This is a genomic window from Trichloromonas sp., assembly GCF_041583255.1.
GTDB lineage: Bacteria > Desulfobacterota > Desulfuromonadia > Desulfuromonadales > Trichloromonadaceae > Trichloromonas.
The window spans coordinates 1-26,494 of record NZ_JBFHGD010000018.1 but is presented as its reverse complement, the minus strand read 5'-3'; the positions used below and the strand labels follow the sequence as shown (position 1 = coordinate 26,494).

26 protein-coding genes and 1 tRNA gene are annotated in these 26,494 nt (G+C 60.3%); 10 read left to right on the top strand and 17 right to left on the bottom strand.

The genetic code is table 11. From position 1 onward, the window contains the following. Positions 1-166: 166 nt before the first annotated feature. Positions 167-243 (bottom strand) — tRNA-Arg (locus ABYV89_RS02895). Positions 244-383: 140 nt separating this feature from the next. Here ABYV89_RS02895 and ABYV89_RS02890 point away from each other — a divergent pair. Further along, positions 384-2,012: an MBL fold metallo-hydrolase gene (locus tag ABYV89_RS02890; RefSeq protein WP_432821420.1), complete on the top strand. Its 1,629-nt coding sequence runs from the start codon at positions 384-386 to the stop codon at positions 2,010-2,012. Positions 2,013-2,066: 54 nt separating this feature from the next. On the opposite strand, the gene ABYV89_RS02885 is transcribed toward ABYV89_RS02890, so the two are convergent. The 4 genes from ABYV89_RS02885 to ABYV89_RS02870 form a co-directional block, all read right to left on the bottom strand. Further along, a complete protein-coding gene (locus ABYV89_RS02885) occupies positions 2,067-2,885 on the bottom strand; it encodes a cytochrome c3 family protein (protein WP_432821419.1) in 819 nt (272 codons plus the stop codon). Continuing rightward, complete coding sequence (locus ABYV89_RS02880) at positions 2,882-3,982, bottom strand: cytochrome b (RefSeq protein ID WP_432821418.1); 1,101 nt, start codon at positions 3,980-3,982, stop codon at positions 2,882-2,884. The genes ABYV89_RS02885 and ABYV89_RS02880 overlap by 4 nt, the downstream gene beginning before the upstream one ends. 9 nt (positions 3,983-3,991) lie before the next feature. Then, positions 3,992-4,426, bottom strand: a complete 435-nt coding sequence (locus ABYV89_RS02875) for a ubiquinol-cytochrome c reductase iron-sulfur subunit (protein WP_432821417.1) — start codon at positions 4,424-4,426, stop codon at positions 3,992-3,994. A 177-nt stretch (positions 4,427-4,603) separates the two neighbouring features. Then, positions 4,604-5,305, bottom strand: coding sequence for a DUF1573 domain-containing protein (locus ABYV89_RS02870; RefSeq protein WP_432821416.1), 702 nt, complete (start codon positions 5,303-5,305; stop codon positions 4,604-4,606). 180 nt (positions 5,306-5,485) lie between these two features. On the opposite strand from ABYV89_RS02870, the gene hpt reads away from it, so the two are divergent. Together hpt and ABYV89_RS02860 are read left to right on the top strand one after the other, a co-directional pair. Then, positions 5,486-6,013 carry a hypoxanthine phosphoribosyltransferase gene (hpt, locus tag ABYV89_RS02865; RefSeq protein WP_432821415.1) on the top strand — a complete coding sequence of 176 codons (528 nt, stop codon included), beginning with the start codon at positions 5,486-5,488 and terminating at the stop codon, positions 6,011-6,013. Between the two features lie 25 nt (positions 6,014-6,038). After that, positions 6,039-7,712, top strand: a complete 1,674-nt coding sequence (locus ABYV89_RS02860) for a DUF3426 domain-containing protein (RefSeq protein WP_432821414.1) — start codon at positions 6,039-6,041, stop codon at positions 7,710-7,712. A gap of 90 nt (positions 7,713-7,802) precedes the next feature. Here ABYV89_RS02860 and ABYV89_RS02855 read toward each other — a convergent pair whose 3' ends face one another. Continuing rightward, the gene (locus ABYV89_RS02855) at positions 7,803-7,994 is read right to left on the bottom strand and encodes a twin-arginine translocase TatA/TatE family subunit (protein WP_432821413.1); all 192 of its coding nucleotides are present in this window, start codon (positions 7,992-7,994) and stop codon (positions 7,803-7,805) included. Between the two features lie 86 nt (positions 7,995-8,080). Beyond that, complete coding sequence (locus ABYV89_RS02850) at positions 8,081-8,251, bottom strand: 4Fe-4S binding protein (protein ID WP_432821412.1); 171 nt, start codon at positions 8,249-8,251, stop codon at positions 8,081-8,083. A gap of 300 nt (positions 8,252-8,551) precedes the next feature. Between ABYV89_RS02850 and ABYV89_RS02845 the strand changes: the two genes are divergently transcribed. Together ABYV89_RS02845 and ABYV89_RS02840 are read left to right on the top strand one after the other, a co-directional pair. Beyond that, complete coding sequence (locus tag ABYV89_RS02845) at positions 8,552-9,817, top strand: acetate kinase (RefSeq protein WP_432821411.1); 1,266 nt, start codon at positions 8,552-8,554, stop codon at positions 9,815-9,817. 144 nt (positions 9,818-9,961) lie between these two features. Further along, positions 9,962-10,891: a 3-oxoacyl-ACP synthase III family protein gene (locus ABYV89_RS02840; RefSeq protein WP_432821410.1), complete on the top strand. Its 930-nt coding sequence runs from the start codon at positions 9,962-9,964 to the stop codon at positions 10,889-10,891. Positions 10,892-11,026: 135 nt separating this feature from the next. On the opposite strand, the gene pta is transcribed toward ABYV89_RS02840, so the two are convergent. After that, entirely contained in the window at positions 11,027-12,028 is a 1,002-nt protein-coding gene (gene pta / locus ABYV89_RS02835) for a phosphate acetyltransferase (protein WP_432821409.1), read from the bottom strand. A gap of 198 nt (positions 12,029-12,226) precedes the next feature. On the opposite strand from pta, the gene ABYV89_RS02830 reads away from it, so the two are divergent. After that, positions 12,227-13,180: an energy transducer TonB gene (locus tag ABYV89_RS02830; RefSeq protein ID WP_432821408.1), complete on the top strand. Its 954-nt coding sequence runs from the start codon at positions 12,227-12,229 to the stop codon at positions 13,178-13,180. A gap of 34 nt (positions 13,181-13,214) precedes the next feature. On the opposite strand, the gene gcvPB is transcribed toward ABYV89_RS02830, so the two are convergent. The 8 genes from gcvPB to ABYV89_RS02790 form a co-directional block, all read right to left on the bottom strand. Beyond that, a complete protein-coding gene (gcvPB, locus tag ABYV89_RS02825) occupies positions 13,215-14,672 on the bottom strand; it encodes an aminomethyl-transferring glycine dehydrogenase subunit GcvPB (protein WP_432821407.1) in 1,458 nt (485 codons plus the stop codon). Then, the gene (gene gcvPA, locus ABYV89_RS02820) at positions 14,669-16,018 is read right to left on the bottom strand and encodes an aminomethyl-transferring glycine dehydrogenase subunit GcvPA (RefSeq protein ID WP_432821406.1); all 1,350 of its coding nucleotides are present in this window, start codon (positions 16,016-16,018) and stop codon (positions 14,669-14,671) included. The genes gcvPB and gcvPA overlap by 4 nt, the downstream gene beginning before the upstream one ends. A 32-nt stretch (positions 16,019-16,050) precedes the next feature. Beyond that, positions 16,051-16,434 carry a glycine cleavage system protein GcvH gene (gene gcvH, locus ABYV89_RS02815; protein ID WP_432821405.1) on the bottom strand — a complete coding sequence of 128 codons (384 nt, stop codon included), beginning with the start codon at positions 16,432-16,434 and terminating at the stop codon, positions 16,051-16,053. An 80-nt stretch (positions 16,435-16,514) separates the two neighbouring features. Then, positions 16,515-17,609, bottom strand: a complete 1,095-nt coding sequence (gene gcvT / locus ABYV89_RS02810; protein WP_432821404.1) for a glycine cleavage system aminomethyltransferase GcvT — start codon at positions 17,607-17,609, stop codon at positions 16,515-16,517. 87 nt (positions 17,610-17,696) lie between these two features. Beyond that, positions 17,697-18,575 carry a methylenetetrahydrofolate reductase gene (locus ABYV89_RS02805; protein WP_432821403.1) on the bottom strand — a complete coding sequence of 293 codons (879 nt, stop codon included), beginning with the start codon at positions 18,573-18,575 and terminating at the stop codon, positions 17,697-17,699. Between the two features lie 40 nt (positions 18,576-18,615). Next, complete coding sequence (locus tag ABYV89_RS02800) at positions 18,616-19,263, bottom strand: methylenetetrahydrofolate reductase C-terminal domain-containing protein (protein WP_432821402.1); 648 nt, start codon at positions 19,261-19,263, stop codon at positions 18,616-18,618. A gap of 75 nt (positions 19,264-19,338) precedes the next feature. Continuing rightward, positions 19,339-20,193 (bottom strand): bifunctional methylenetetrahydrofolate dehydrogenase/methenyltetrahydrofolate cyclohydrolase FolD, encoded by an 855-nt coding sequence (gene folD / locus ABYV89_RS02795; RefSeq protein WP_432821401.1) that lies wholly within the window; start codon positions 20,191-20,193, stop codon positions 19,339-19,341. A 266-nt stretch (positions 20,194-20,459) separates the two neighbouring features. Then, positions 20,460-20,711, bottom strand: coding sequence for an FmdB family zinc ribbon protein (locus ABYV89_RS02790; RefSeq protein WP_432821400.1), 252 nt, complete (start codon positions 20,709-20,711; stop codon positions 20,460-20,462). Positions 20,712-21,147: 436 nt separating this feature from the next. On the opposite strand from ABYV89_RS02790, the gene ABYV89_RS02785 reads away from it, so the two are divergent. The 4 genes from ABYV89_RS02785 to ABYV89_RS02770 all read left to right on the top strand — a co-directional run bounded on the left by ABYV89_RS02785 (position 21,148) and on the right by ABYV89_RS02770 (position 26,121). After that, positions 21,148-22,146 (top strand): TAXI family TRAP transporter solute-binding subunit, encoded by a 999-nt coding sequence (locus ABYV89_RS02785; protein WP_432821399.1) that lies wholly within the window; start codon positions 21,148-21,150, stop codon positions 22,144-22,146. Positions 22,147-22,247: 101 nt separating this feature from the next. Further along, complete coding sequence (locus ABYV89_RS02780) at positions 22,248-24,683, top strand: TRAP transporter fused permease subunit (protein WP_432821398.1); 2,436 nt, start codon at positions 22,248-22,250, stop codon at positions 24,681-24,683. Positions 24,684-24,702: 19 nt separating this feature from the next. Beyond that, complete coding sequence (locus ABYV89_RS02775) at positions 24,703-25,149, top strand: universal stress protein (protein ID WP_432821397.1); 447 nt, start codon at positions 24,703-24,705, stop codon at positions 25,147-25,149. A gap of 177 nt (positions 25,150-25,326) precedes the next feature. Next, positions 25,327-26,121 (top strand): PEP-CTERM sorting domain-containing protein, encoded by a 795-nt coding sequence (locus ABYV89_RS02770; protein ID WP_432821396.1) that lies wholly within the window; start codon positions 25,327-25,329, stop codon positions 26,119-26,121. A gap of 72 nt (positions 26,122-26,193) precedes the next feature. On the opposite strand, the gene ABYV89_RS02765 is transcribed toward ABYV89_RS02770, so the two are convergent. Continuing rightward, on the bottom strand, positions 26,194-26,494 hold a 301-nt coding region (locus ABYV89_RS02765), incomplete at its 5' end, for an Ig-like domain-containing protein (protein ID WP_432821395.1).

The following is a 26,494-nucleotide window of genomic DNA, read 5'->3' as shown; positions in this document are numbered from 1 at the left end:
GTCGCGGACATCACGTCCGCTCCTGCGCAGGCCCCCCTCACCTCGCTGACGCGGCCATCCCTGGCCGCTCTGCTGACATCAAGTCAGCGCTCGGTTCGCTTCGAATTCTGCCTCGCGCCATAGCAAAAAGGGTCGCATCTTTCGATGCAACCCCTTGAATTTGTTGTGGCGCGCGATGCAGGATTCGAACCTGCGACCTCTGCCTCCGGAGGGCAGCGCTCTATCCAGCTGAGCTAATCGCGCGTGGAGAAAGGACTTATACCCCAACTCGTTTCAGATTGCAACCGCAAACTTCTCACTGAACTTGCCGTAATCCCGGCATTGCTGGTATACTCGGCCGGCGACTTGATTGAAAAGCTCACCCCCTGCCAACGGAAACCCCGATGCGACAATCCAGTGTCCCACTGTTCTTTCTGCTGATGCTGCTGGCCGCCCTGCCGGCCCACGCCAAGATCACCTTCGGCGTGGTGACAAACGCCAACAGCCTGCTGCACTCGGAAAAAGAGGCCGGCTATCTCACCAATTATCTCGCCAGCCAGTTGTCTGAAGAAGTCTCGGTGCAGATCTTCAGCAGCGAAAAGACCCTTCACGACTGGCTCAACCGCTACCGCCTGGTCGACCTGGCGATTCTCAGCGACAGCTACCTGGCCAGCCAGCCCCCCGGCGAGTTCTTCCCTCTGGCCGACCACGTTTTGCGCCAGTCGCCGCAAACAACCTCCCCGGATCTGATCGTTGCCCGCCAGGGGCTCAACCCGTGGCTGCTGCAAAAACTGCAGACGATTCTGCTGACCATGGGAGACAGCCCGACGGGTCGGGAGATCCTGAACGGCCTGGATGTGCTGGCGATCGTGCCGCCGGGCCTGCGCCCTGATGAACTGGCAGGGCTGCAACCCCCTCCTGCTCCACCGGCCCCCGAACCGTTGCCGCCAGCGGAACCGATCGCACCGGTCAAGGTGCCGGAACCGCAGATGCCAGTCGCAGCCGCCCCCCCGGCGCCCTCTGAAGCGGCACCGACCATCGTCGAAACGGCGCCGCCGGCCAAGCCTGCGGAAGCGAAACCCGAGCCGGTCCGCGTCGAACCGCCGCGACCGGTCGCAATACCGCTTCCCGTGAGCAAACCGCCTGCCGTTGCCGCAGAACGGGAACTGCCGCGCCGCGGCGAAGCCTTGATGGAAATCCCAAGCCGCGACGGCAAAACCGAGCGGGCCGCAGCGGGCGCCCAGGCCAGCTACTCGCTTGAGCAGGTCGCCGACGGGGTATTCGCCGCCATCTCCCGACCCGGCAGCAGCGCCACTTCCAACGCTTTCTTCGTGGTCGGCCCCGAATATGTCGTGGCCGGCGGTGCCCACATGACCAAGAAGGCCGTCGATGACCTGGTCACGGCCATTCGCACGGTAACCGACAAGCCGTTGCGGCATTTCATCCTGGCCCACCACCACACCGGCTACAGCCACATCGATTTCGACTTTCCGGCAGGAGTCGACCTCATCATTTCCTGGCAGACCTGGAAAGCGATGGATGACGAAATTCGCGAGACTAACCGGCCGATCCTCTTTTTCAGCGATGGCCTGACTCTCAAACTGGGCGAGCGAACCATCATCCTGACCAACATGGGCCGGGCCCACACCGAGGGGGACACCCTGGTCTTTTTCCCCGAGTCGGGAGTGCTGTTCACCAGCGACCTGGTTTACGTCAAGAGCGTCGGCTATATGGGCGACGGGCACATGGAAGACTGGCTGCTGGCCCTCGAATTCATCGAACGGCTCGGGGCCAGGAAAATCATCCCCGGCTTCGGACCAGTCAGTTCAACCGACGAAATCATCCGCTTCAAAGACTTTTTCCGCGACATGGTCACCGAGGTCCTGAAGCACCTGGAACGCGGCGACAGCCTCGACAAAACCCTGCAGACCTTTTCCCTGCCGGGGTACGGCAACTACAGCGGCTACGAGCAGTTCATCCGACTCAACATCCGCCGAGCCTACATAGACCTGAAAGAGAACTTCATGAAATAAAAAAGCCGGGTCGTCAGCAGACGACCCGGCTTTTCCTTGAATCCGGCAGCAACCTCAGTCGCCGCCGGCCTCTTCCTTGTAACTCTTGTGAATGAGCAGGGAGCAGAGTCCGGCCAGCACCAGCAGCGCCATGATCACCCCGCCCCAGAGCTTGCGCTGTCCCAGGTCGCTGCGGATGGCGGCAATCTCCTCTTCGATCTTGCCCAAATCCTGGGCGAAAACTCCGGTTTTGAATCGGACCTTCTCCACGTCGACACTGTGAAACAGCCGGTGGAACTCGTTGCGCAGCGAGAAGACCGTTCCCGAAAGCCGCTCGGTGTCGAGTCCGAGGCGATGGAGTTCGGCCAGGTCCCGCTCCAGTCCGATAATAAGAGCATCGGTTCCGGAGACCGCCTGGCGGAGTTCATCGGCGCGACCGTATTCGTGACAGCGGGAGCAGTCTTGCGGATTGATCAGGTCGAGGGTCGCCCGCGTGATCCGATGATTGCCGTGACAGGTGACGCACTGCGGCCCGCCGGCGCCGAGGGCCTGGCCGTGGGCGCTGGCCAGGTAATCATCAAGCACGCCGACATGGCAGCGCCCGCAGAACGCGGGGATGTCATCCGCTGCCGGGACCCCGATGAAGCCGCGCTCCGGGCTCATGGCCATGGCGAAATCGGTCGGATCGCCGCCATGGCAGTGCTGACAGGAGACCCCGTTGGCCTGATGAACGCTTTCGCGCCACAGCGGCACCGGCGCACCGAGGGGACCGGGCTGTCCGCCGTGGCACTGCAGACAGACGGTTTCTTCGGCGGCGGCTGCAAAAGACGGCAGTCCTGCCAGTATCAGCCAGAACAGCAGGAGGTGAATCAGGGTGGCAGTTCGACTTTTCATGAGTAATGCCCCCAGATAGAAAGGGCAACCATCAGCAGGATGCCGAGAAAATAACAGGCGACAAAGAGCGGCCGACGTGCCGGGCGGCGTTCAGGGCCGACATCCAGAAAAGGCAACAGCGCCAACAGGGTCATGAACGCCCCCTGCACGGCCAGCCCCACGACCTTGCTGGGGAAAATCTTCAGCACCTGGTAAGCCCAGAGGAAGTACCACTCGGGCTTGATATGGGGCGGGGTCACAAAGGGGTCGGCCGGCTCCAGGGCGGCGGGGGGGATGAACAGGGCCGGGGCAAAAAAGACGACCCAGGCCAGAGCCGCCAGAAAGAAAAAGGTCGCGGCGAGGTCCTTGGCCACGTAATGGGGGAAAAACGGGATGCCGTCGGGATGCTCTTCGTGGTGGAAGGCCGTAAGTGGTGCCGGCGGCTCATACTCCGGCCCGAAGGGCGGCCGCGAGATGCCGACGCGGCGCATGAGAAACAGGTGCAGTCCGATGAGCGCGCCTAGCAGCAGCGGCAGCCCCATCACGTGCAGGGCAAAAAACCGCCCCAGGGTCGCCTCGCCGACCATCGCTCCGCCGCGCAGGAAATAAACGGCCATTTCGCCGACCACCGGAACCGCTCCGGCGGCGTCGGTCGCCACGGTGGTTGCCCAGAAGGAGAGCTGGCTCCAGGGCAAAAGGTAGCCGGTCAGGCAGAGCGCCAGGGACAGGTTGAAGAGCAGAAAACCGGTCAGCCAGGTCAACTCCCGCGGCTTTTTGTAGCTCCCCATGAAGAGCACAGAGAGCATATGCAGCAGCAGGGCGATGACAATGATGTTCGACCCCGCGACATGGGCATAGCGGATCAGCCAGCCGTAAGGGACGTCGTTCATGATGTGCTGCACGCTGGCAAACGCGTTGGCGGCGTCGGGCCGGTAATAGATCAGCAGGAGGATGCCGGTGACAAACTGGAGGGAAAAGAGCGCCAGCAGCACGGCGCCGAGAGTGTAAAAGAAATTGGCCCGGCGCGGCACCAGGTATCCGGTGAGATTCTGCCGGACCAGCTCACGGACGCCAAGGCGCACATCCAGGTAATCGACCAGACGTTTCAACAGGGTCATCGTCACCTCCTACCCGATGCGCAGCAGATCGCCGGCAAGAACCACCGGGATCGGCTCGAGGGGTTTTGGCGGCGGGCCGCCCAGAACGGTACCATCGGTCGAAAATCGGCCGGCATGGCAGGGGCAGAGGAACTCTCCCGGATCAGGAACCCACTTGACGATGCAGCCGAGATGGGTACAAACCGCAGAAAATGCGACGAACTCCCCCGCCGCCTTCTGCAGAACCACCACCGGTCGTCCGCGGTAGGTCAGAAAATGGGCCCCGCCGACCTCGACACTGTCCCGGGGGATTTCGACGGTCTCGACGTCGGCCCCGGCACTGCCGGACGAGAGAAAACGGAAGACCGGCCAGCCGGCTGCAGCAGCCAGCACGGCACTGAGTCCGCCGAGAACGATGGTCAGAAAAAACCGCCGCTGATTCGGCGGAAGGCTGTCGTTCGCCATGAACCCTCCCATGAAACGGTAAGCACTTGTGTCGCCCCGGAGCCAATGCCCGAAAACAAACTAATTAATAGTATAGACAGCTTTCGTCGTGTTTCAAGGGCGCCGGAGCAGATCGAAACAAGGACAGACAAAAAAAAAGCCCCCGGACCTCCGGGGGCTTTCAATTTACGAGGCCGGCTACTTGGACGCCGGTGGGGCCACCGACGCGTAGATCGGCAGCCGCAGCTCCGGCACATGCTCACTGTTGGTCTGCAGCAGCACATAGCCGTTCAACCGACCGGAGCCTTCCTTGGGAGTAACCCGAACGGTGATGCTGACCTCGCCGCCCGGCGCAATCTGCTCGGCCGACAGTACCGCGGTCAATTCCGGGGTGGTTGTCTGCAGGCCGGAGAGCGCGAGGGGGTTTTTGCTCTGATTCGACAGGGTGACCGCAAACTCCTTGCTGGCACCGACGACCAGGTTCTGCAGGTCTAGGCGCGAAGGCGACATGACGATTTCCTGCTTGACGGTACCGCGCATGTGCAGCTCGGTCACCTGCTGCACGGGGTCGTTGGAGTATAGATAGATGGTTTTCACCACCGCACCGCTGAAACGGGCCGAATCGAAAGTGGCTTTGAGTTCGGCCACGTCGCCGGCGGCGATGATCTTGGTTGACAGCAGCGCCGCGGTGCAGCCGCAGGAACTGCGGACCCGGTCGATGACCAGCGGCTCATCCCCGGCATTCTGAAACCTGAAGGTATGCTCGACCTTCTCCCCTTGAAAAATCTGCCCAAAATCGAAATCCGCTTTTTCCACGGCCATTTTCGGCCCTTCAGCCAGTGCCGGTAACGCCGTAAGACAACCCAGCAGCGCCAGCAGGACAACAGTTATCGGTCGCATTGAGTATCCTTCCTTTTCCGTTATTTCCAGATTTGAGCTACCCGGACATTTGCAAAGTATATCACAGCCCAAAAGTCACTGGCCAGAGCTTTGTAGATCGCTGAAAAAATTGACACATACCGCTTATCTTGTATAGAATACGCGACAGCCTTTATGTTCAATTTATTTCACAGGATACGCATGCCCCAACACGATTTGCAGCTGCTCTACTCCAAAGATGAAATTGCCCGCCAGGTCCTGCGCCTGGGAGAAGAAATCAGCCGCGACCACCAAGAGACCGAGATTCTGCTGGTCTGCGTCCTGAAGGGCTCGTTTCTCTTCTTCGCCGATCTTGCCCGCGCCGTCAGCACCCCTGCCGTCGTCGACTTTGTCCGCCTTGCCAGCTATGGTTCCGAGACCCAATCTTCGGGGCTTGTCGAAATGCGCAAAGACCTCGAAATGCCGATCAAGGGCCGCGATGTAATCATCGTCGAGGACATCATCGACAGCGGCTACACCCTTGAATCACTGTACAACCGACTGATGCTGCGGGAACCCCGCTCTCTCAAGATCTGCACCCTGATCGACAAGAGCGCCCGCAGAAAAGTCCCTATCCGGGCCGATTACGTCGGCATCTCCATGGACGACGGCTTCATCATTGGCTACGGCCTCGATTATGATGAGAAGTACCGGAACCTTCCAGATATCTACATGGTACAGGGTCTCTGATCAGGCCTGAAAGGGAGTGACTTGCATGGTCATCCAATGCCCCGAATGCACCACCCGCTTCAAGATCTCCGACGATAAAGTCAAGCCGGAAGGAGTCAAGCTGCGCTGCGCCAAGTGCCGCCACATTTTCACCGTCATGCCGGAAACGGCACCGGCCCCAGTTGAACCGCCCGCGGATGAAGCTGCCGCCGGGACTTTTTCAACAGAGCCCGCAGCGAAGCCCCCGCAAATGGACACCGAAGCCCCCGCCGCCGAGGACCTCTGGAAGAGCGGATTTGGCGAACCGGAACTCGACACCGCCCCCGGCGAGCAAGAGACCGCAGAAGACACCCTGCCAACAGATGACGATCTGGGTTTCGGCTTTGACGAGACGCCCGCTCCCTCGGCCGAAGGGGGGATATCACCAGAAACGGCAGAATCCCCGGCCGGCGACGATGAGTGGGGCACCAGCTTCGACGCATCAGATCTCGGACTCTCCTCCGTCGACGAGATCCCGGCCGACAGCCCCGACTCCGGCATCCAACTGGATGACAACTGGGGGGGAGAACCCGGCGTGGACACGGTCCAGGCCGCCTTTGAAGAAGGGCCCGGCGCCACTGGCCTTGACCTGGAGGAACCCCGGGAAGAAGAAATAACCGGTGACGCCTTTGGCTTCGGCGAAGAAAACATCGATGCTGGCAGCGCCGATGAATTCGAATTCGATGAAGAGCCGGACAGCGGCGAATCCCTGCCAGTGGACGAATTCGCTTTTGAAGAAGAACCCGCCGCCGAGGGGGGAGACGGCCTGTCCGATTTCTCTTTCGATGAATCCGGACCCAGCGAATTTTCATTCGACAGCGACAGCACCGAAACGGCAGACGCATTTTCTTTTGATAAAGACGACCTTTTTGCCACGGATGACGAGATACCCGCCGAACAGGATAACAACGGCGCAATTGACTTCGACGAACCCCAATCGGAAACACCCGGAAACAACGATTTCGATTTTGACGGCATCTCTTTCGGCGAAAACGGGGAAGGCCTCGCGACTGCGGCCGAACCCCGGGAAATGATCGCCCCGGCAGAAAGGCCCAAACCCGCTGAAATGCCGGCTTCCGCTCCTGAACCTTTGATCGAGCCGGCCGCAAGCATGCCCGCTCTGCCAAAAATGAAGCGCAAGAGCCCCATGTCCGGCGTACTGCGCATCTTCCTGATCCTGCTGCTGATTTTGGGGGCGGTCGCAGGCTACCTGCTCTGGCAGGGCGGCACCGCTGACATTTCACAACTCATCAACCAAGTCACGGGGAAGCCGGAACCGAGCGTCCCGGCAGCCCAGATCCGCCTCCCCCTGCCGAACAGTTTTTTCATCATGAACCAGCAGGCGGGACAGCTCTTTGTGGTTCAGGGAGAAGCGGTCAACGGCTACCCGGAAAACCGTTCGGCCATCGCCGTCAAGGGGATGCTCCACGACGACAAGGGCAACGTGCTGATGCAGCAGACCGTCTTCTGCGGCAACCCGCTCGATCACGAGGACCTGCAGACAGCAACCTTTGCCCTCATCGAAGAGGCCATGAACAACCAGTTCGGCAACGTCCTGTCCAACCTCAATGTCGCGCCGGGCAAGACGATTCCCTACATGATCGTCTTCCGGGACCTGCCGGCCAACGTCACCGAATTTACCGTCGAAGTGGCGGATTCCAAACCTGGCGGCCAGCAATAATCGCCTATCAAATCAGACTCGAAAACAGAAAAGGCCGCACGATTTCGTGCGGCCTTTTCATTTTCACCCCTGACCAGCAGCCGGGAGGAGCTACTCCTCCCTGTCTTTTTCGTCCTCGTTTTTCGGCGTGATATCAATTTCATCCTTGTCCTGCACGGCTTTCTTGAAACTGCGCAGCCCTTTGCCGAGCGCTCCCCCGATTTCAGGAAGTTTGCCGGCGCCGAAAACGACCAGAACCAGCACCAGGATGATAAGCATTTCGGTGGTACCAAGCCCAAACATAGCAACCTCCAGGCCCCTGGCGAAGAGCCATTGAACACTCATAAAAAAAAGGGGAGGCAGACATCATTCGACTGCCCCCCGAGACGTCAGGGAGCCTCGATCGCATCTACGGGACAGGTATCCACACAGGCGCCGCAATCTGTGCAGGTCGCCGCATCGATGACCCGAACATCCCCCTGCTCACTGATGGCATCGACGGGACAAGCCGGTTCGCAAGCTCCACAATTGATGCACTCGTCGGTAATGGTATGAGCCATGACCGCCACCTCCTTTCACCATGGATTAAAGACACCGTTCTAGACCATCCAGAGCGTACACCACGAAAGAGCGCCTGTCCAGACCAAACAAGCCGCCGGAAACAGCACAAATTTCTTGCAATTTCCCCTTGCTTCCATTACCCTTCTAGAACATTTTCCCATTCTTTTTTCGTACATAGCGCCGCATTTGCAGCACTGTACGTCTTGCATTCGGGGACAGATGCAAAAGACATAAAACGATATTTTGCACGAATGGGGAACGTTTATTAAAACTAAAACTTGTGGAGGAGGTATTTTTTAATGGATATTCTCGCATTGAATTGCGGCAGCTCTTCGGTCAAGTACCAGCTGTTCGACTGGTCAAAAAAAGAGGTCGTCGCCAAGGGGATGGTGGAACGGGTCACCATCGGCGACTCCTATATCATACACGAGGTTCCCGGTCGGGAAACGTACCGTGAAGAATACGAATGTCCCGACCACAAGGTCGCGATCCACCTGATCATCAAAACCCTGACAAGCACCACGCACGGCGTCGTCACCGACATGAACCAGATTTCGGCGGTCGGCCACCGGGTGGTTCACGGCGGGGAAAAGTTCACCTGTTCGGTGATGATTGACGACTCCGTGCTCGACGCCATCAAAGAGGTGCAGCACCTGGCGCCGCTGCACAACCCGCCGAACATTGCCGGCATCGAGGCGGCCAAATCCGTCCTCCCGGACGCCCCGCATATCGCCATCTTCGATACCGCCTTCCATCAGACCATGCCGCAGCACGCTTTCACCTATCCGCTCCCCTACGAGTGGTACGAAAAATACGGCGTGCGCCGCTACGGCTTCCACGGCACCAGCCACCTGTACGTTTCCAAGCGGGCCGCCGTACTCCTCGGCAAGGACCCCAAGGACTGCAACATCGTCACCATGCACATCGGCAACGGCGTTTCCCACTCGGCCATCAAGGGGGGCGTCTCGGTCGACACCTCCATGGGACTGACCCCCCTCGAAGGGGCGGTCATGGGCACCCGCTGCGGCGATATCGACCCGGCCATCCCGGCCTTCATCATGGAGCGGGAGGGCTACACTCCCAAGGAGATCGACTCGATCCTCAACAAAAAATCGGGCGTGCTCGGCATTACCGGTGAATTCACCGACCGCCGCGATGTCATCGAGGGAGCTGAAAAAGGGTGTGACCGCTGCAAGCTTTCCCTTGAAATCGAAGCCTACCGCCTGAAAAAATATATCGGTTCCTACGCAGCGGCCATCGGCGGAATCGATGCCGTGGTCTTTACCGCGGGCGTCGGCGAGATGGCGTGGCTTATCCGGGAGAAGGCCCTTGACGGGCTCGACTTCATGGGCATCCATCTCGACAAGGAAGTCAATCGCACCACCATGACCCGCAAGCGGGAAACCGTCATCACCAAGCCCGACTCGCCGGTCAAGGTCTTCGTCATCCCCACCGACGAAGAACTGGTCTTCACCGAAGACGTGGTCGCGATCCTCGAAGGAACCTACACCGATCACATGAAGTTCAAGTACTCTTTCGCCACCAAGGAATTTCAGCGCAAATAATTGGCAAAGAACCGGCAATTGCGCCATTGACAGCAAGAAGACCGACGGTTATCATCCGTCGGTCTTCGCTTTGACAGCACAAGAATTGACAAGCTCAGCGCACATCTGAACCGAACCAACGGTTTTGCTCACGGAGGTATCAGCATGCTCGGCATCGAGGAAATCGGTTACTACATTCCCGAGGGGAGGATCTCCAACTACAACCGGAAGGAGCAGTTCGGCATCGATGATCACTTCATCGAGCAGAAAATCGGTGTCCGTCAGATCTCCGTCAAAGGGGCCGATGAAGATACCTCCGATCTGTGCGTCAAGGCCTTTGCCGACCTCTGCCGTAAAACGGATGTCGACCTGAACGACATCGAGGCGATGATCGTGGTGACCCAGAATCCCGACCGCAACATCCCGCACACCTCGGCAATGCTGCATGGCAAACTGGGCATGCCGGCGCGCTGTGCCTGCTTCGACATTTCCCTGGGATGCTCCGGTTTTGTCTATGCCCTTTCGGTCTTCCAGGGTTTCATGGCGGCCAACGGCATGAAAAAAGGGCTGCTCTTTACCGCCGACCCGTACACCAAGATCATCGACCCCAACGACAAAAACACCACCCTGCTGTTCGGTGACGCGGCCGCCGTCACCCTGGTGTCGGACAAACCGAAACTGGTTTCCGGCCAGTTCACCTTCGGCACCCTCGGCAGCGACCACGAAAAACTGATCTGCAACGACGGCGTCCTTTTCATGAACGGCCGGGCGGTATTTAATTTTGCCGCCAAGGTTGTTCCTGACGACATCCGCCAGATGATCGAAAAAAACGGCCTGTCCCTCGAGCAGGTCGATCGCTTTCTGCTCCACCAGGGCAGCAAGATCATCGTCGAAACCATCGCCGACAAATTGCAGATCCCGCGCGCCAAAGCCCCGTACGCAACCCACGATTACGGCAACACGGTATCGTCAACCCTGCCGATCCTGCTGGCCGACGAACTCGAAGGCACCGCCGAGACCATCGTCATCTGCGGTTTCGGGGTCGGGCTCTCCTGGGCCAGCGGCCTCTTAAAAAGACCCCGGCAAAACCAGTGATTGGTGATTAGAGCTTGAGAAAAACCACCTCCCCCTCACCTCACACACCCTACAAAAACCAAAAGGCCGGCGAAATTATCGCCGGCCTTTCTGCTTTCAACCAATCACTAATCACCAACAACCAGTCACCGGTCTTTATCCCTGCGCCTGTACCGCGGTAATGGCCGAAACACTGATGATGTCATCGACGGAGCAGCCACGGGAGAGGTCGTTGACCGGCTTGGCCAGCCCCTGGATGATCGGGCCGACCGCTTCGGCGCCGGCCAGGCGCTCGACCAGCTTGTAGCCGATATTGCCGGCATCGAGGTCGGGGAAAATGACCGTATTGGCCTTTCCGGCGACCGGAGACCCGGGAGCCTTCTTGGCGCCAACCTTGGGCAGCAGGGCCGCATCGGCCTGGAGTTCGCCGTCTATCTGCAGATCGGGAGCAATTTTCCTGGCGATCTCAAGAGCCTTGAGCACCTTGTCGGCATCCTCGTGCTTGGCGCTCCCCTTGGTCGAAAAGGACAGCATCGCCACCCGGGCGTCGACCCCGAGGAAGCTCTTGCAGCTGCTGGCGGTGCTCACGGCGATCTCGGCCAGGGCCTGGGCGTCGGGGTTGGGATTGACCGCGCAGTCGGCAAAGCAGATAACGCCATTTTCACCGAACTCGGGGGTCTTGGTCACCATCAGGAAAACCGAGGAGACGGTATTGATCCCGGGAGCGGTGCCGACCACCTGAAAAGCGGCCCGCAGCACGTCACCAGTGGTGTTATAGGCACCAGCCACAGCCCCGCCGGCATCCCCCTTGCGCACCATCATGGCGCCGTAAAAGAGATTGTCCTCTCCGGTCAGCAGCTTTTCAGCATCTTCGCGGCTGAGGCCCTTCTTCTTGCGCAGCGCCACCAGTTCGTCGACATACCCGCTGAGCTTGGGAGATGTCTTGGGATCGAGCAGGGTCACGCCGTCGAGGGACGCACCGAGCTCCGCAGCTTTTTTCTGCAAGGCGTCAGGGTTGCCGAGCAGTACCACCCTAGCCAGCCCGTCCTTGACAATCTGACCGGCGGCCTCAACCATGCGGTCGTCGTAACCTTCCGGCAATACAACGGTCTGCAGGCTTGCCCGGGCCTTGGCCTTGATCTGATCAACCAAATGCATGTAAGTTACCTCCTCCAAAACAGAGTTTGAATTTAAAAGTCATTTATACCCGATGAACCCTGACTGGTCAACCTCTTTCCCGGTGCCAAGGAGGACGGGGCGCCCTGCGGCAAGTCACAATGATTGCTGTAGAAATGATCGCGCTTCATGTATAATCGCCGGACGCGCAATAGTGCCGGCCCCGTACCCAATGGACCCATGGATCTGAACCGCCGCTCGGACATCTTCCTGCTGGGATTCGTCACCCTTTCCCTGCTGCTGCACCTGCTGTTTCTGTTCCTGCTTCCCAAGCATGCCCTGATGCCGGCAGCACCGGAGAAAAAGCCGGTGTACGTCGACCTGCGCCCGCCGCAGCCCAAGAGCCGGGAGCTCGACATCCCGCCCAGCCGTGAACCGGACAAGCCGAGGGACACCCCGGCCAAACGCCTGGGGCCGTCAGACCAGGCGGTGAAGCAGGAAACCGCCCCCAAGGGCGCGGATTTCGACGACATGACCCCAAAGGCCGCGGCGCCGTCCAAGGCGCAGAAAGCGTCCGCCGCAGCCGAACCGGCCAAGGCGGCCCCGAAGCCGACGCCGAAAACTGCACAAGCCAGCCCTCCAAGGCCGCCAGCTGAAGCCGAACCCTGGCGGCAACCGGGCAGCAGCGGCCCTCCCCCGGCAGCGACGACAGCCGAAACGACTCCGCCAGCCGAACGCACACCTCCCACCGCTGAACGCCTGAAAAGTCTCGACCTGATGGCGTCGGCCAAATCGGCCGCGGTCAGCATCACCGACCAGTGGCGGCGCAAGTACCGCGCCGAAGTTGAGGAGGGGGACACGGTCTGGCTCGACACGGAAAAGGATATTCTCATCTCCTTTTTCCAGCGCTTCAGGCGCAATGTCTACATGGTCTGGAACTATCCGGATATGGCCAGGGAACTCCGCCAGGAAGGAACCTGCCTGCTCAAGGTGAGCATCACCCGAGAGGGCGAGGTCAGAGACGTGGAACTCAAGGAAACCAGCGGCTACCGGCTGCTGGATGATGCGGCGATCCGGGCCATCCGCAAGGGCGCGTCGTACGGCCCGCTCCCCAAGGCCTACCCGAAGGACGAGTTAAACATCATGGTCTTCTTTAAATACGAAATCACCAATACCCGCCCATTACTTTACTGAAAAGGGGGAGCCGACCGGCTCCCCCTTCGTGTTTCTACTGCTCTTCCCACTTCAACCTTGGCTTGCGCGCCGCGGCGGTTTCGTCGAGCCGGCGGATCCGGGTACGCACCGGAGCGGCATGCAGCAGCTCGGGATTATCCCTGGCTTCGCCGGCGATGGCCAGCATGGCTTCGCAGAACTCGTCGAGGGTTTCCTGGCTTTCGGTTTCGGTCGGCTCGATCATGATCGCCCCCTTGACCACCAGCGGAAAATAGACGGTCGGCGGGTGATAGCCGTAGTCGATGAGCCGCTTGGCCAGGTCGAGGGTATGGCAGTCTCCGGCCAGATCGCGGTCGGAGAAGACCACCTCGTGCAGGGAACGGTTCTGGTACGGCAGGTGAAAAGTCCCCTCCAGTTTCGCCCGCACGTAGTTGGCGTTGAGGACCGCCATCTCGCTGGCGTGCCTCAGCCCCGACGCCCCCAGGGTGCGGATATAGGCGAAGGCCCGCACCATGATGCCGAAGTTGCCGAAAAACGACCGCATACGACCGATGCTTTGCGGGCGGTCATGATGGAGCTGATACCCGGAAGCCCCCGAAGTGACTACCGGCACCGGCAGAAAGGGCGCCAAAGCCTCGCTCACGCCGACCGGACCGGAGCCGGGACCGCCGCCGCCATGAGGGGTGGAGAAGGTCTTGTGCAGGTTGAAGTGCATGACGTCGATCCCCATATCGCCCGGGCGGGCGATCCCCATCAGGGCGTTGAGGTTGGCGCCGTCGCAATAGACCAGCCCCCCCTTGGCATGGACAATGTCGCAGATTTCACGGATCTCCGATTCGAACAGGCCGAGGGTATTGGGGTTGGTCACCATCAGCGCGGCGACCTCGTCGTCCATGTATTCGGCCACCGTCTGCGCCGACAGCACACCGTCGGAGGCGATCGGCACCACGTCGTAGCCGCAGAGGGCGGCGGTGGCCGGATTGGTGCCGTGGGCCGTGTCAGGGATCAGCACCTTGGTGCGCGGATTGCCTTGCGCCTCATGCCAGGCGCGGACCATGAGCATGCCGGCCAGTTCGCCATGGGCGCCGGCCGCCGGCTGCAGGGTGATGGCAGAAAAGCCGGAGATCTCGGCCAACGCCGTCTGCAGATCAAACATCAGCTTGAGCGCCCCCTGGGACAGGTGCTCGGGGGTGGCGGGATGCACCCCGGACAGGCCGGGCAGCCGGGCCACCGTCTCATTGATCTTGGGGTTGTATTTCATGGTACAGCTGCCCAGGGGGTAGAAGCCCGAATCGACCCCGTAGTTCCAGGTCGACAGGCGGGTGAAGTGGCGCACCACATCCACCTCGGACAGCTCGGGAAAACCGGCCACCTCATCCCGTACCAGCTGCGCAGGCAGAGCGGCTTGCGGCACATCCAGGGGCGGCAGGCTGTAGCCCTTGCGCCCCGGATCGGAATGTTCGAACATCAGCTTCTCGTTGAGCACCAGTCCGCTGGTTCCGACCATCATCATTTCACACCTCCTGCCAGTGCCGCCACAAGAGCGTCGATCTCGGCCCGGCTGTTCTGCTCGGTGACGCAGACCAGGAAACGGTTGTCCATCCCCGCAAAAGAGCGCCCCAGGGCAATCCCGCCGAGGATGTTCTGCTGCTCAAGCCGGGCCAGCACGGCAGTGGCCGGTTCGCTGGACTCAACCACGAACTCGTTGAAGACCGGGGCGGCAAAGGGGATGGAATAGCCGTCGATGGCGGCGATCGCCTGACGGGCATACTCGGCTTTCGAGAGGTTCTGCACCGCCACCTCGCGGATGCCGGCCTTGCCCATCAGCGACAGGTAGACGGTGGCCATCAGCGCGCACAGCCCTTCGTTGGAGCAGATGTTCGAGGTCGCCTTCTCGCGGCGAATGTGCTGCTCGCGGGTCGACAGGGTCAGCACGAAACCGCGCCGCCCCTCCTTGTCGACCGTCTCGCCGACCAGGCGTCCGGGCATCGAGCGCAGATCCTGCTGCCGGGCGGCGAAAAAACCGAGGTAAGGGCCGCCGAAAGCCACCGGGATGCCGAAGCTCTGCCCCTCGCCGGCAACGATGTCGGCGCCCAGGTCGCCGGGCGACTTGAGCAGGCCAAGGGCGATCGGCTCGGCCACCGCCGCCACCAGGCGGGCGCCGCAGCCGTGAACCAGGGCGGCCTGTGAGGCCAGGTCTTCGATGACCCCGAAAAAGTTGGGGTAGCCGGTAACCATCGCCGCCACGTCAGTGCCCAGGGAACTCTCCAGCGCCGACAGATCGGTGCGGCCGTCAGCGGCGAAGGGGATCGTCACCAGATCGAAATCGAGGTAGCGGCAATAGGTTTCCACCGTCTCCCGGTACTCGGGATGGAGGGCGGCGGATATCAGTACCTTTTTGCGGCGGGTGGCGCGGGCCGTCATCAGCACCGCCTCGGCGCAGGCCGAGGCGCCGTCGTACATGGAGGCGTTGGCCACGTCCATGCCGGTCAGCTGGCAGACCAGGGTCTGGTATTCGAAGATCGCCTGCAAGGTCCCCTGGCTTATTTCCGGCTGGTACGGCGTGTAGGCAGTGTAGAACTCGCTGCGGGAAATCAGCTGATCGACCACGGCCGGGATGAAATGGTTGTAGGCGCCGCCGCCGAGAAACGACAGGTGGCTGTCGGCGGTGGCGTTCTGCCGGGCCAGCTGCTTGAACTCCCGCAGCAGGTCACCTTCAGCCAGGGCAGGGGCCAGGTTCATCGGCCGCTGCAGACGGACATCGGCGGGGATACCCGTGAACAGGTCGGCCACCGCATCGACCCCGATGGTATCGAGCATCTGGCGGATGTCTTCTTCGGTGTGAGGGATATAGCGCATTACAAGCTCCTGCAGACGACGCAATAGGCGAATTACTCTTCTTCGACAAACGCCTGGTAGCCGTCGGCATCCATCAGGTCATCGAGCTCGGAACTGTCGGCGATCTTGATTTTAAGCATCCAGCCGTCTTCATAAGGCGAGGTATTGATCAGTTCGGGCGTATCCTGCAGCTCCTCGTTGATCTCGATGACCTCGCCGCAAATCGGGGCATAGACGTCGGATACGGCCTTGACCGACTCGACCACGCCGAAGGATTTGCCCGCCTCAAGAACGGTGCCGACCTCGGGGAGTTCGACAAAAACCACGTCCCCCAGCGCATCCTGGGCGAAATCGCTAATCCCCACGGTGGCCACACCATCCTCCACCAGAACCCACTCATGCTCTTCGGTGTACTTCAAATCCTCGGGAAATTCCATGATCATCCTCCTGAAATGGTCTTCATTGGGGGAGCGCCCCCCGGATAGGTATCCGGCAACCTCTCAAACTTCAGGCGCCGTTATTTTTTTACGAACGGTGTCTTCACAATTACTGCACCGACCTTGCGGGCACGAACGCCGATCTGCAACGGGGTGCCGATCGCGGCGCAGGCGGTCTCCACCAGGGCCAGGCCGATGCCGACCCGCAGCGAGGGCGACATGGTACCGCTGGTAACCACGCCGACCTGACGCCCCTCGGCGAAGACCGGGTAGTCGGCCCGCGGAATTCCCGGCTCGGTCATGGCAAAGCCGATCAGGCGCCGCGGCACCCCGGCCTGCTTCTGCTTCAGCAGCGCCTCACGACCGACGAAGCTCGGCTTGTCGAGCTTGGTGATCCAGCCAAGCCCCGCCTCAAGCGGCGAAATCTCCGTCGACAGCTCATGACCGTAGAGGGCGTATTTCATCTCCAGCCGCAGGGTGTCCCGGGCCCCCAGGCCGACCGGCACCAGCCCGTCGTCGGCACCGGCTGCCATCAGGGCGGCCCAGACGCTTTCGGCGTCATCGGGGGCGAAGTACAACTCGAAGCCGTCTTCGCCGGTATAGCCGGTGCGGGAGATGATGGTCGGCACCCCGGCCACCAGCCCTTCGTAGAAGCGGTAGTAGCCGACTTGAGCCAGTGAGGAGTCGGTGAGCCGGGCGAGAATGGTTTCGGCCGCCGGCCCCTGCAGGGCGAGCTGGGCGAAGTCGTCGCTGACGTTGTGCAGCGACACCCCGGGAAAGTCGCCATCGGCAAGAACCTCTTCCATCCAGGCAAAGTCCTTGTCGGTGTTGGCGGCATTGACGCAGAAGAGGTAATGTTCGTCAACGAACCGGTACAGGGTCACGTCATCGACCACCCCGCCGTGGGGATAGCACAGGGCGCTGTACTGAACCTGGCCGTTTTCGAGGGATGAGGCGTCGTTGGTGGTCAACTCCTGGATGAACGCCAGCGCGCCGGGGCCGTTGACCTTGATCTCGCCCATATGGGAGACATCGAACAGCCCGGCGGCATTGCGCACGGCCAGGTGTTCCTCGATCACCCCCCGGTACTGAACCGGCATGTCCCAGCCGCCAAAATCGACCATGCGGGCACCGGCCTGCCGGTGAACGGCGTTAAGCGGCGTTTTTTTCAACATAGCAGCCTCCAGAAATCGCGCACGCCCCTCCCTCTAAAAGGAAAGGCCAGGAGCGGTCAGGTGATTCGGACACGATGACTTTTACCTTTATAACCGGCAACTCCCCTGCTGGCAACCGAGGATATCGGCAATCCGCTCCTCATGGCCGAGGGTCATCAGGTGCACCCCCTGGCAGAGCCGGCGGGCATGGTCGACCATCTCGCGGGCAATGAGGATGCCTTCCTCGAGAGGAGCCGGTGCCGCCGCCAGGCGATCGATCATGACCTGGGGCACCCGGACTCCGGGGATGTTGCGGTTAAGAAACTCGGCCATACGGGCGCTCTTGAGCAGCAGCACCCCAAGCAGTACCGGCGTTTCGAGTCGATTCGCTTCGGCCATGAACCGCTCGAGCTTCTCGACATCGTAAACGGCCTGGGTCTGAAAGAAGCGGGTGCCGGCCTGAACCTTCTTGGCAAATTTCTGAAACATCAGCTCAAAGGGTTCCGCTTCGGGGGTGACCGCCGCTCCGGAGAAAAACCGGGGCGCGCCCTGCAGCCCCTTGCCGGCCATATCCTTGCCTTCGGTCAGGCCGCGGACGGTTTCCAGCAGCTGGATCGAATCGAGGTCGAAAACCGAGCGGGCATTGGGATGGTCACCGAAACGGGCGTGGTCCCCAGAGAGCAGCAGCAGGTTCTCTACCCCCAGGGCAGCGGCGCCCAGGATATCGGATTGCAGGGCCATGCGGTTGCGGTCGCGGCAGGTCAGCTGGAGAATCGGTTCGATCCCCTCGCGCAGGAGCAGGGCCGCCATGGCCAGGGGGGACATGCGCATGTTGGCCCCCTGGTTGTCGGTCACGTTAACCGCAGCGAGGCCGGTCATCAGGCGCGCCTTCTCCAGGGCCTCGGCGGCATCGGTCCCCTTGGGCGGGGCGATCTCCGCGGTCACCACGAATTGACCGGCGGCCAGTTGCTGTTCGAGTTTAGACATTTTTATAGGACCATCGGATCAGGGCAGCGCAGGCGCACCCTCAGGGTTTGATTTTATGGCGTCCCGGCTTGGGCACCTTGCCCCAGTTTTTCGGCGGCACGGTACGGGCGAAGACCCCCTTGCGGTTCTGCTTTTTCAGGCGCTCGTAGATCAGGTGCCAGGCGCAATCGATCTCCCGGTCGGCCTCGCACTTGCCCTCTTCCATGCCGCCGCAGGGGCCGTTGAGCAAGCCCTTGGCGCAGGTGGTCACCGGACAGATGCCGGCAGTTTCGTTGAGGATGCAGTCGCCGCAGAGGGAACATTTTTCTTCGTACTGGCCGAAGCGGCGGATGTTGCCCAGGAACAGGGAATTGAGCGCACCGATCACCCGCTTGTCGGTGTTGGCGGAAATCGACTGGATGCCGGCGCCGCAGGCCATCACCAGCAGGGCGTCGGCCTCTTCGACCTGGACCCTGAGCTGGCGCAGGTCACGGGCGGCGCGCATGATGTGACAGGCCTCGTCGATGATGACGCTGCCGGTGGTCTCTTTGCCCAGGGTCGCCAGCCATTCCTGCATGCGGAAGACCTCTTCCTCACCGCCGGATTTGCAGGCGGTGGCACAGGCGGCGCAGCCGACGATAAAGAGCCGCTGTTGGCCCTCCAGGAGGTCCTGCAGTTCGTCTTTGCTTTTCTGTTCGCTGATGATCATGCTTGATCCTGGCCATACCGTGAAGACAGCAACGCCCGGAGCGAAACGTCGGCTCCGGGCGTTGCAATGGTCGTATTACTTGCCGGCCGCGCGCCGCTTGGCGCTCTCGACCGTATTGTACAGCAGCATGGTAATGGTCATCGGACCGACGCCGCCGGGGACCGGGGTGATGGCGCTGGCCCGCTCCCTGGCCGCTTCGAACTCGACGTCGCCGACCAGCTTTTTCTCACCGACCCGATTGACGCCGACATCGATGACCACCGCGCCCGGCTTGATCCAGTCGCCCTTGATCATTTCCGGGCGACCGACCGCAGCGATCACCACGTCCGCCCGCCGCACCTGCTCAGCCAGATCCTTGGTGCGCGAATGGCAGATCGTCACCGTGGCGTGCTCGGCCAGGCACATCAGGGCCACCGGCTTGCCGACGATATTGGAACGCCCGACCACGACGACTTCTTTCCCTTTCAGGTCGACCCCGGTCTGCTCGAGCATCTTCATCACCCCGTAGGGGGTGCAGGGCTGAAACAGGGGGTTGCCGGTCACCAGGCGCCCGACGTTGTACGGATGGAAACCATCCACGTCCTTGGCCGGCGAAATCGCCTCAAGCACCTTGCTTTCGTCGATATGTCCGGGTAGCGGCAACTGTACCAGGATGCCGTCGATGCGCGCATCCTTATTCAGAGCGTCAATCAGGGTCAGCAGCTCCGCCTCGGTGGTCTGCTCCGCAAGCTTGTGCTCGGCGGAAAAAATTCCGGCCTTCTCACAGGCCTTTTCTTTCATCGAAACATAAACCCGGCTGGCCGGATCTTCACCAACCAGCACCACGGCCAACCCCGGGGTCGTCCCCTTGGCAGACAGAACGGCGGTATCGGCAGCAATGGTCTCCCGCATCCGCTCGGCAATGGCTTTTCCGTCGATAATCTTGTCCACGTGCACACCTCCTTGAAATGAGCCTAGACTATACGAAACGCGCTGCAGAAAGTAAAGTATTCAGGCATGTGCGGCAGTCCAAAAAAAGGAGCGGCAACCATTCAGGCGACGACAGGGTGCCAGCAACCGCACCGACCCATACGCGCCGAACAAAGAGGCCAGCTACACCCCGGTCCGGACACCGCTCTTCCCCTGGCTCCATCCATGTCGATGTACCCCCCCAAAAAATGGAACAAAAAAAACCCGGTCATACGACCGGGTTTTTTTCATTCGTTGGACGCCTTGGGGCAGCCGCTGCAGCCGGACGACCCGGCCGACGGGCAAGCCGGCGGGGCCTTGGATTCAGAATACCCCTGCTGGAACCAGCCATCTCCCTTGAGGGCAAAACCGGTCTGCGAGATCAGTTTCTTCACCGAACCCCCGCAGGAAGCACACTCGGTCAGCGGGGCATCAGAAAATTTCTGGCGGGCTTCGAACACCAGCCCGCAGGCGCCACATTGATATTCATACATCGGCATCGCTCAAACCTCCGAAAAAAATTTCGTCGATAATCTAATTATTTAATCCGCCCTTGTCAAGTAGCCCGGCAGAAAAAACCGCGGTGACCGCCATTCGGCACACGCGCCTTCAGCCCCCACCAAAAAGAACCCCGTTATATCCCCCATCGCCATCCCCGTCAAAATGGCGAAAAGAAACCCATTGTGGCTGTTTTTGGCCGCAAATAAAACACGAAACCCGCCTCGCAGAGCCGTAAAATCGCCTCCAGACCCGCCAACCCAGCACAAACAAACACCTTTATAAAAATGGCATCCTAATTGCGATAGCAATTATCCATTAGCGCAACAGCACAAGCAGACCAAAGAGACCGCGGCCCAGATTGACATCAACCAGTTTCGCGCTAGAATTAAAACGTTGTTCGACGAAACCCCTACTTAAAGACGGAGGAAACCAACAATGAAACATTCACGGCTGTTCCTATCGGTATTCAGTTGTCTGGCTTTGACCCTGGCGATGCTTATGAGCCCTGGAGTCAGCGATGCGGCCAAAACCCGCCTGGCCTTCTCCGGCGGCCCGGAAGGCGGCACCTTCCAGTACTTCTCCAACGGCATCGCCACCCGCCTCTCGAAAAACATGCCCAACGTCGAAGTATCCAACATGGCTTCGGCAGGTTCGGTAGAGAACCTGCGCCGGGTCAACTCCGGTGATGCCGACTTCGGCATCGTCTACTCGGGCGACCTCTTTTTGGCCCGCAACGGCAAACTCCCCCAGGACGAGCGCAAGTACGAGAACGTTCTGGCCATGTCCTACCTTTACGGCGCTCCGGCCCACCTGGTGGTGCTCGAAGATAGCGGCATCACCGCTGTCGCCGGCCTCGTAGGGAAGAAAGTCGCCGTCGGCGGCGCCGGGTCCGGTGCTGCCGCCTCGGCCGAACGCTACTTCAAGGCCCTTGGCCTGTGGGACAAGATGCAGCCCCAGTTCATCGGCTACAGCGAAGCTGTTTCCGCGATGGGCGACAAGCTGATCGACGCGGTCTGGGTCTTCGCCGGCTTCCCCAACTCTTCGGTCATCCAGGCTGCCGCCAGCAACAAGATCAAGATTCTCGACACCGTCGAAGCAGGCAAGGCCGCCGGCTTCTTTGACGAGTACCCCTTCTACGCCGAAATCACCATCCCGGCCGGCACCTACAGCGGCATCGACACCCCGGTGCTGACCTTCCAGGACTCGGCCCTCTGGGTCACCGGCAAACATGTCGAGGCAGGGCTCATCAACGCCTCGCTCAAGGACATCTACTCGCCCGAAGGGCTCGCCTACATGATCAAAGTAAAGAGCACCGCCAAGGAGATGACTGTTGACGGCGCTCTCAGCGGCATCGTCACCCCGCTCCACGCCGGTGCTGAAAGCTTCTGGACCGAAAAGGGCCTGACCGTCAGCGAGCGGCAGAAGGCCAAGTAACGTTCTCTTCGGTTGAATTTCCGCAGCCACGAAGCGGGGCCGAAAGGCCCCGTTTCGTCCATCTGCCACATCATTTGCCCCACCAGCAACAGGATTTCGACATGGCTGACGAACTCGACGACGATCTCAAGGATCTCGACCCCGCGGAAAAAGAAAAACTGAAGAAACTCCTGGAGAAGGACTCCAAGTCCTTCCGAACGCCTGACGGGTTCTGGAAATGGGTGGTCGCCCTGCTCGGTGCCGCAATGGTCCTGTTTTATTTCTATTCCGCCGGGCTCAAGGCAGTGGCAACCCAGTATCACCGCGGGGTCTACGTCTTCGCCACCTACGTCCTCGTCTTCCTCCTCTACCCGGCCGGCAAAACCCGCATCCGTGTCATTCTCGGGCTGATACTGGGGGCGATCATTTCCTGCAGCGCCGCCATCCTCTTCTTTTCCGAAAGCGCGACCGCCTTCCACAACCGCCTGCTGAGCTTCGGCGACGCCTGGAACGAGCACGGCCTGGCTGCCATCGGCCAACTCGGCAGCCTCTGGTGGCTGGTCCTGGCGTCCGTTGCCATAGCCGCCCTGCTGCTGCCGGCCGATACCTTCAGCATGAAGCGCTGGCCGCAGATTCCAGCCCCGTCGGACATCCTGTTCGCGATCGCCTCAGGCTTGGTCGTCTATTACTGGATCAGCGAATTCGAGGCTCTCAACTACCGGGCCGGCGCCGAAACCGACCTCGACGCCATGATCAGCATCGCCGGCATCCTCATCTCCCTCGAAGTCTGCCGAAGGGTTTTGGGCTGGTCGATGACCCTGATCGGCGTCGGCATGCTCTGCTACGGCTATTTCGGCCCCCATTTCCCCGAAATCATCGCTCACCGCGGTTTCGGTATCGAGCGCCTGGCCACTTCGCTCTACCTGACCACCAACGGCGTCTTCGGGGTCATGGCCAGCGTACTGGCCACCTACGTCATCCTCTTTATCTTCTTCGGCGCCTTTTTGCAGAAATCGGGCGCCGGCAAGTTCTTTATCGACCTGCCGCTGGCCCTCGCCGGCAGGAGCACCGGCGGCCCGGCCAAGGTGGCGGTCATCGCTTCGGCCATTTTCGGCTCGGTTTCAGGCAGCGCCATCGCCAATACCGTCTCCACCGGCGCCTTCACCATTCCGCTGATGAAACGGGCGGGCTTTCGCCCCCATGTAGCCGGGGCGATCGAACCCTCCGCCTCGATCGGCGGCATGTTCCTGCCGCCCGTCATGGGAGCCGGCGGCTTCCTGATGGCAGAACTGACGGAAACGTCGTACGCCACCATCATGATGATCTCGGTCTTCCCGGCCCTGCTCTACTTCTTTTCGGTCTTCTGCATGATCCACTTCGAAGCCAAGAAGATGGGGATCAAGGGGCTGGTCGATGAAGAGTTCCCCCACTGGAAAAAAGTGCTGCTGAAAGACGGCTACTTCGCCCTGCCGCTGATCATCATCACCGTGCTGATGATCATGGGGCGTTCGCCCGGCTTCTCGGCCTTCTGGGCCACCATTTCGTGCATCGTCATCAGCTGGTTCCGGGCGGAAACCCGCATGGGGATCAAGGAAATCTGGGAGGCGATCCAGGTCGGCGCCCGCAACACCCTGGTCATCGGCGCCACCCTCGGCGTCATCGGCGTCATCGTCGGCGTCATCTCGCTGACCGGCATCGGCTTGAAATTCTCCGACATCATCATTTCGCTGGCCGGCGGCAACCTGCTGATGGCGCTTTTCCTTGTTGCTCTCGCCTCGCTGGTGCTCGGCATGGGGGTGCCGGTCACCGCCGCCTACCTGATCACCGCGGTCCTTGCCGTGCCGCCGCTGGGTGACCTCGGCGTGCCGATCCTGGCGGCCCACATGATCGTCTACTGGCTCAGCCAGGATTCCAACATCACCCCGCCGGTCTGCGTCGCCGCCTATGCCGGGGCCGCCATCGCCGGCTCGGACCCGTGGAAGACCGGCTGGACCGCATTCAAGTACGCCAAGCTGCTCTATGTCATGCCGGTCCTCTTTGCCTTCACCCCGTCGATCCTCTTTCAAGCCAAGCCGATCGATGTGCGGATGACGGCGATTGACGGTGATGTTCCCTTTGCTACCGTTGTAAAGGTCAACGTCAAGGAGGGGGATGAATTTATCAAGGGGGACCTGATCGCCAAGGTCATGGTCGGTGATGAAATTATCGACGTCATGGCCAACCGGGACGGCAACGTGAGCCATGTCCTGGTGCAGGGCGGCGGGCTGGTCAATGCCGGTGACCCGATCGTCACCGGCGAGGTCCGGGCCACCAAAACCAAGGTTATTTCGTCCTTCGTCTCGGCCATCCTCGGCACCATCGCCTTCTCGGCCACGACCATGCTCTTCTGGATTAGGCGCACCACCCTTCCCGAATGGCTGATGCTGGCAGCCGCCACCATCCTGCTTTACTGGCCGACGGTCGTCACCGACACCATCGGGCTCATCGTGGTCGCCATCGTGTGGTATCTGCAGAAGACCAAGAACAAGCGCGACCTGGCCAACGCGGCCGTTGCCTGATGAGCGAGGAGACATTGTCATGAAGAAGTTTACCAAGATCCTTTACGCCACCGACTTTTCCGAGAGCTCGGCCCCGGCGGCAGAGTACGCCCGCTACCTGGCCGGGCTCACCGGCGCCTCGATCCACGCCATCCACGTCATCGGCGAACTGACCGACTCGCGCCGCAGCATGATCCAGCAGGAACATTTCGGGATTTTTGAAAAAGAGGTGGAAATCCAGGCGATCAAGGACATGGAGGAGTTCTGCCGGGAGAAGTTCGGTGAAGCCGTCGCCTATGTCACCGAGATCGTCATCGGCAAGCCCTTCGATAAGATCATCAAAAAAGCGGAATCCACCGGCTGCGATCTCATCGTCATGGGAACCCACGGCCGCACCGGCATCGAACACGTTATCGTCGGCAGCACCGCCGAACGGGTCGTGCGCCGCTCAAAGATACCGGTGCTAACAGTGCGGCAAACAACCTGATTGTCGATAAGCTTTACAGCTCGTCTGGTTTTCCATACAACATCTTGAGGCCTCAGGCACCTCTCCAGCGCCAACCCCTTGACTTAATGAGCATATACGAAAGGCACATATCTTGCTAATTAACACTTACAACCTGTTTACATAAAAGCACTATCTGCATGTTGGGGGGTGTCAGAAATGAAGAAGCTTCTATTAACCCTATTAACTCTCGGCTTGCTGACCAACACCAGTTGGGCGATCCCCTATTCTTCCAGCCTCAGCTTTGACCTTTCGGGGGCTGATGCAAACGGCGTCGGCAGCATTCACATGGACCTGACAATCAAGCAGGTCTATACGTCAGCAACAGACTTTTATTATCAACTGACCGCTGTTCTTGAAAACACCTCACCACTGGAGACCCTGAGCAATCCAGCATTGCTGAACATTCCAGGGGTTGTTGGTTTCGGCTTTAATTTCGCATCACCGAAACCAGCCATGAACTCCTGGGATCTGCAAGCACAGCAATATTTGAGCAACACCCTGACCACGGTCGACCTGGAGTCTTCAGGGATATGGAAAATAAGTAACATTCCATATGACCAAACAACCAAAGTTGACGGTTTTGTTCTGGACATGGCCGTCGTAAACACCCTGGATGGCAGCCACAACGCCCTGTATAATTCGGAACTGGTCTACCTTGATCCGATCCCAGATGCATTAAATGCCGACAAAACAGGCAAGAAAACCCCCTATTTTACCACCGCGACGCTGACCCTGAACTTTAACAATGTTCAAGCCATCCCGGTCGAAGTCTATGTCCGCATGCAACGCGTCGGCGACAACCAGGAAGGAAGCTTGAAGCTTACCGGACTGTTTAATGGATGGGCCACCGGCAATCCCGTTCTGGTCCCCGAACCGGCGACCTTTGTGCTGCTGAGTGTCGGGCTGGTCGGGCTTGGGCTTCTGTCCCGAAAGCGCGCGAAGAACAACTGACGGACAACAAAAGAACCATTAAAAAGGGAGCCACTATCGAGCAGGCTCCCTTTTTAATGTCCCTTTTTGACCTTATCGATAAATCGTCGCCGTCGCCTCGCCGGCGTTCCCCTCGGCATCATACGCCAAAGCCTTCAGGGTATGGCCGCCATCGGCCAGCTTGCGGGGATTCAATCTCGCCGTCAGATAGCTGTTGCTGGAAACCGACTGCAACATCCCATCCAGATAGAGCTCGACGCGACTGACGCTTTCATTATCGGTGGCCTGAACCCGCACCGTGAGCCTGTTCCCGACAGTCATGCCATCAACAATCCCGACAAAGGCAACATGCGGCGCCTCACTGTCTACCGGGTTGTGGACCTGCAGCTGAACC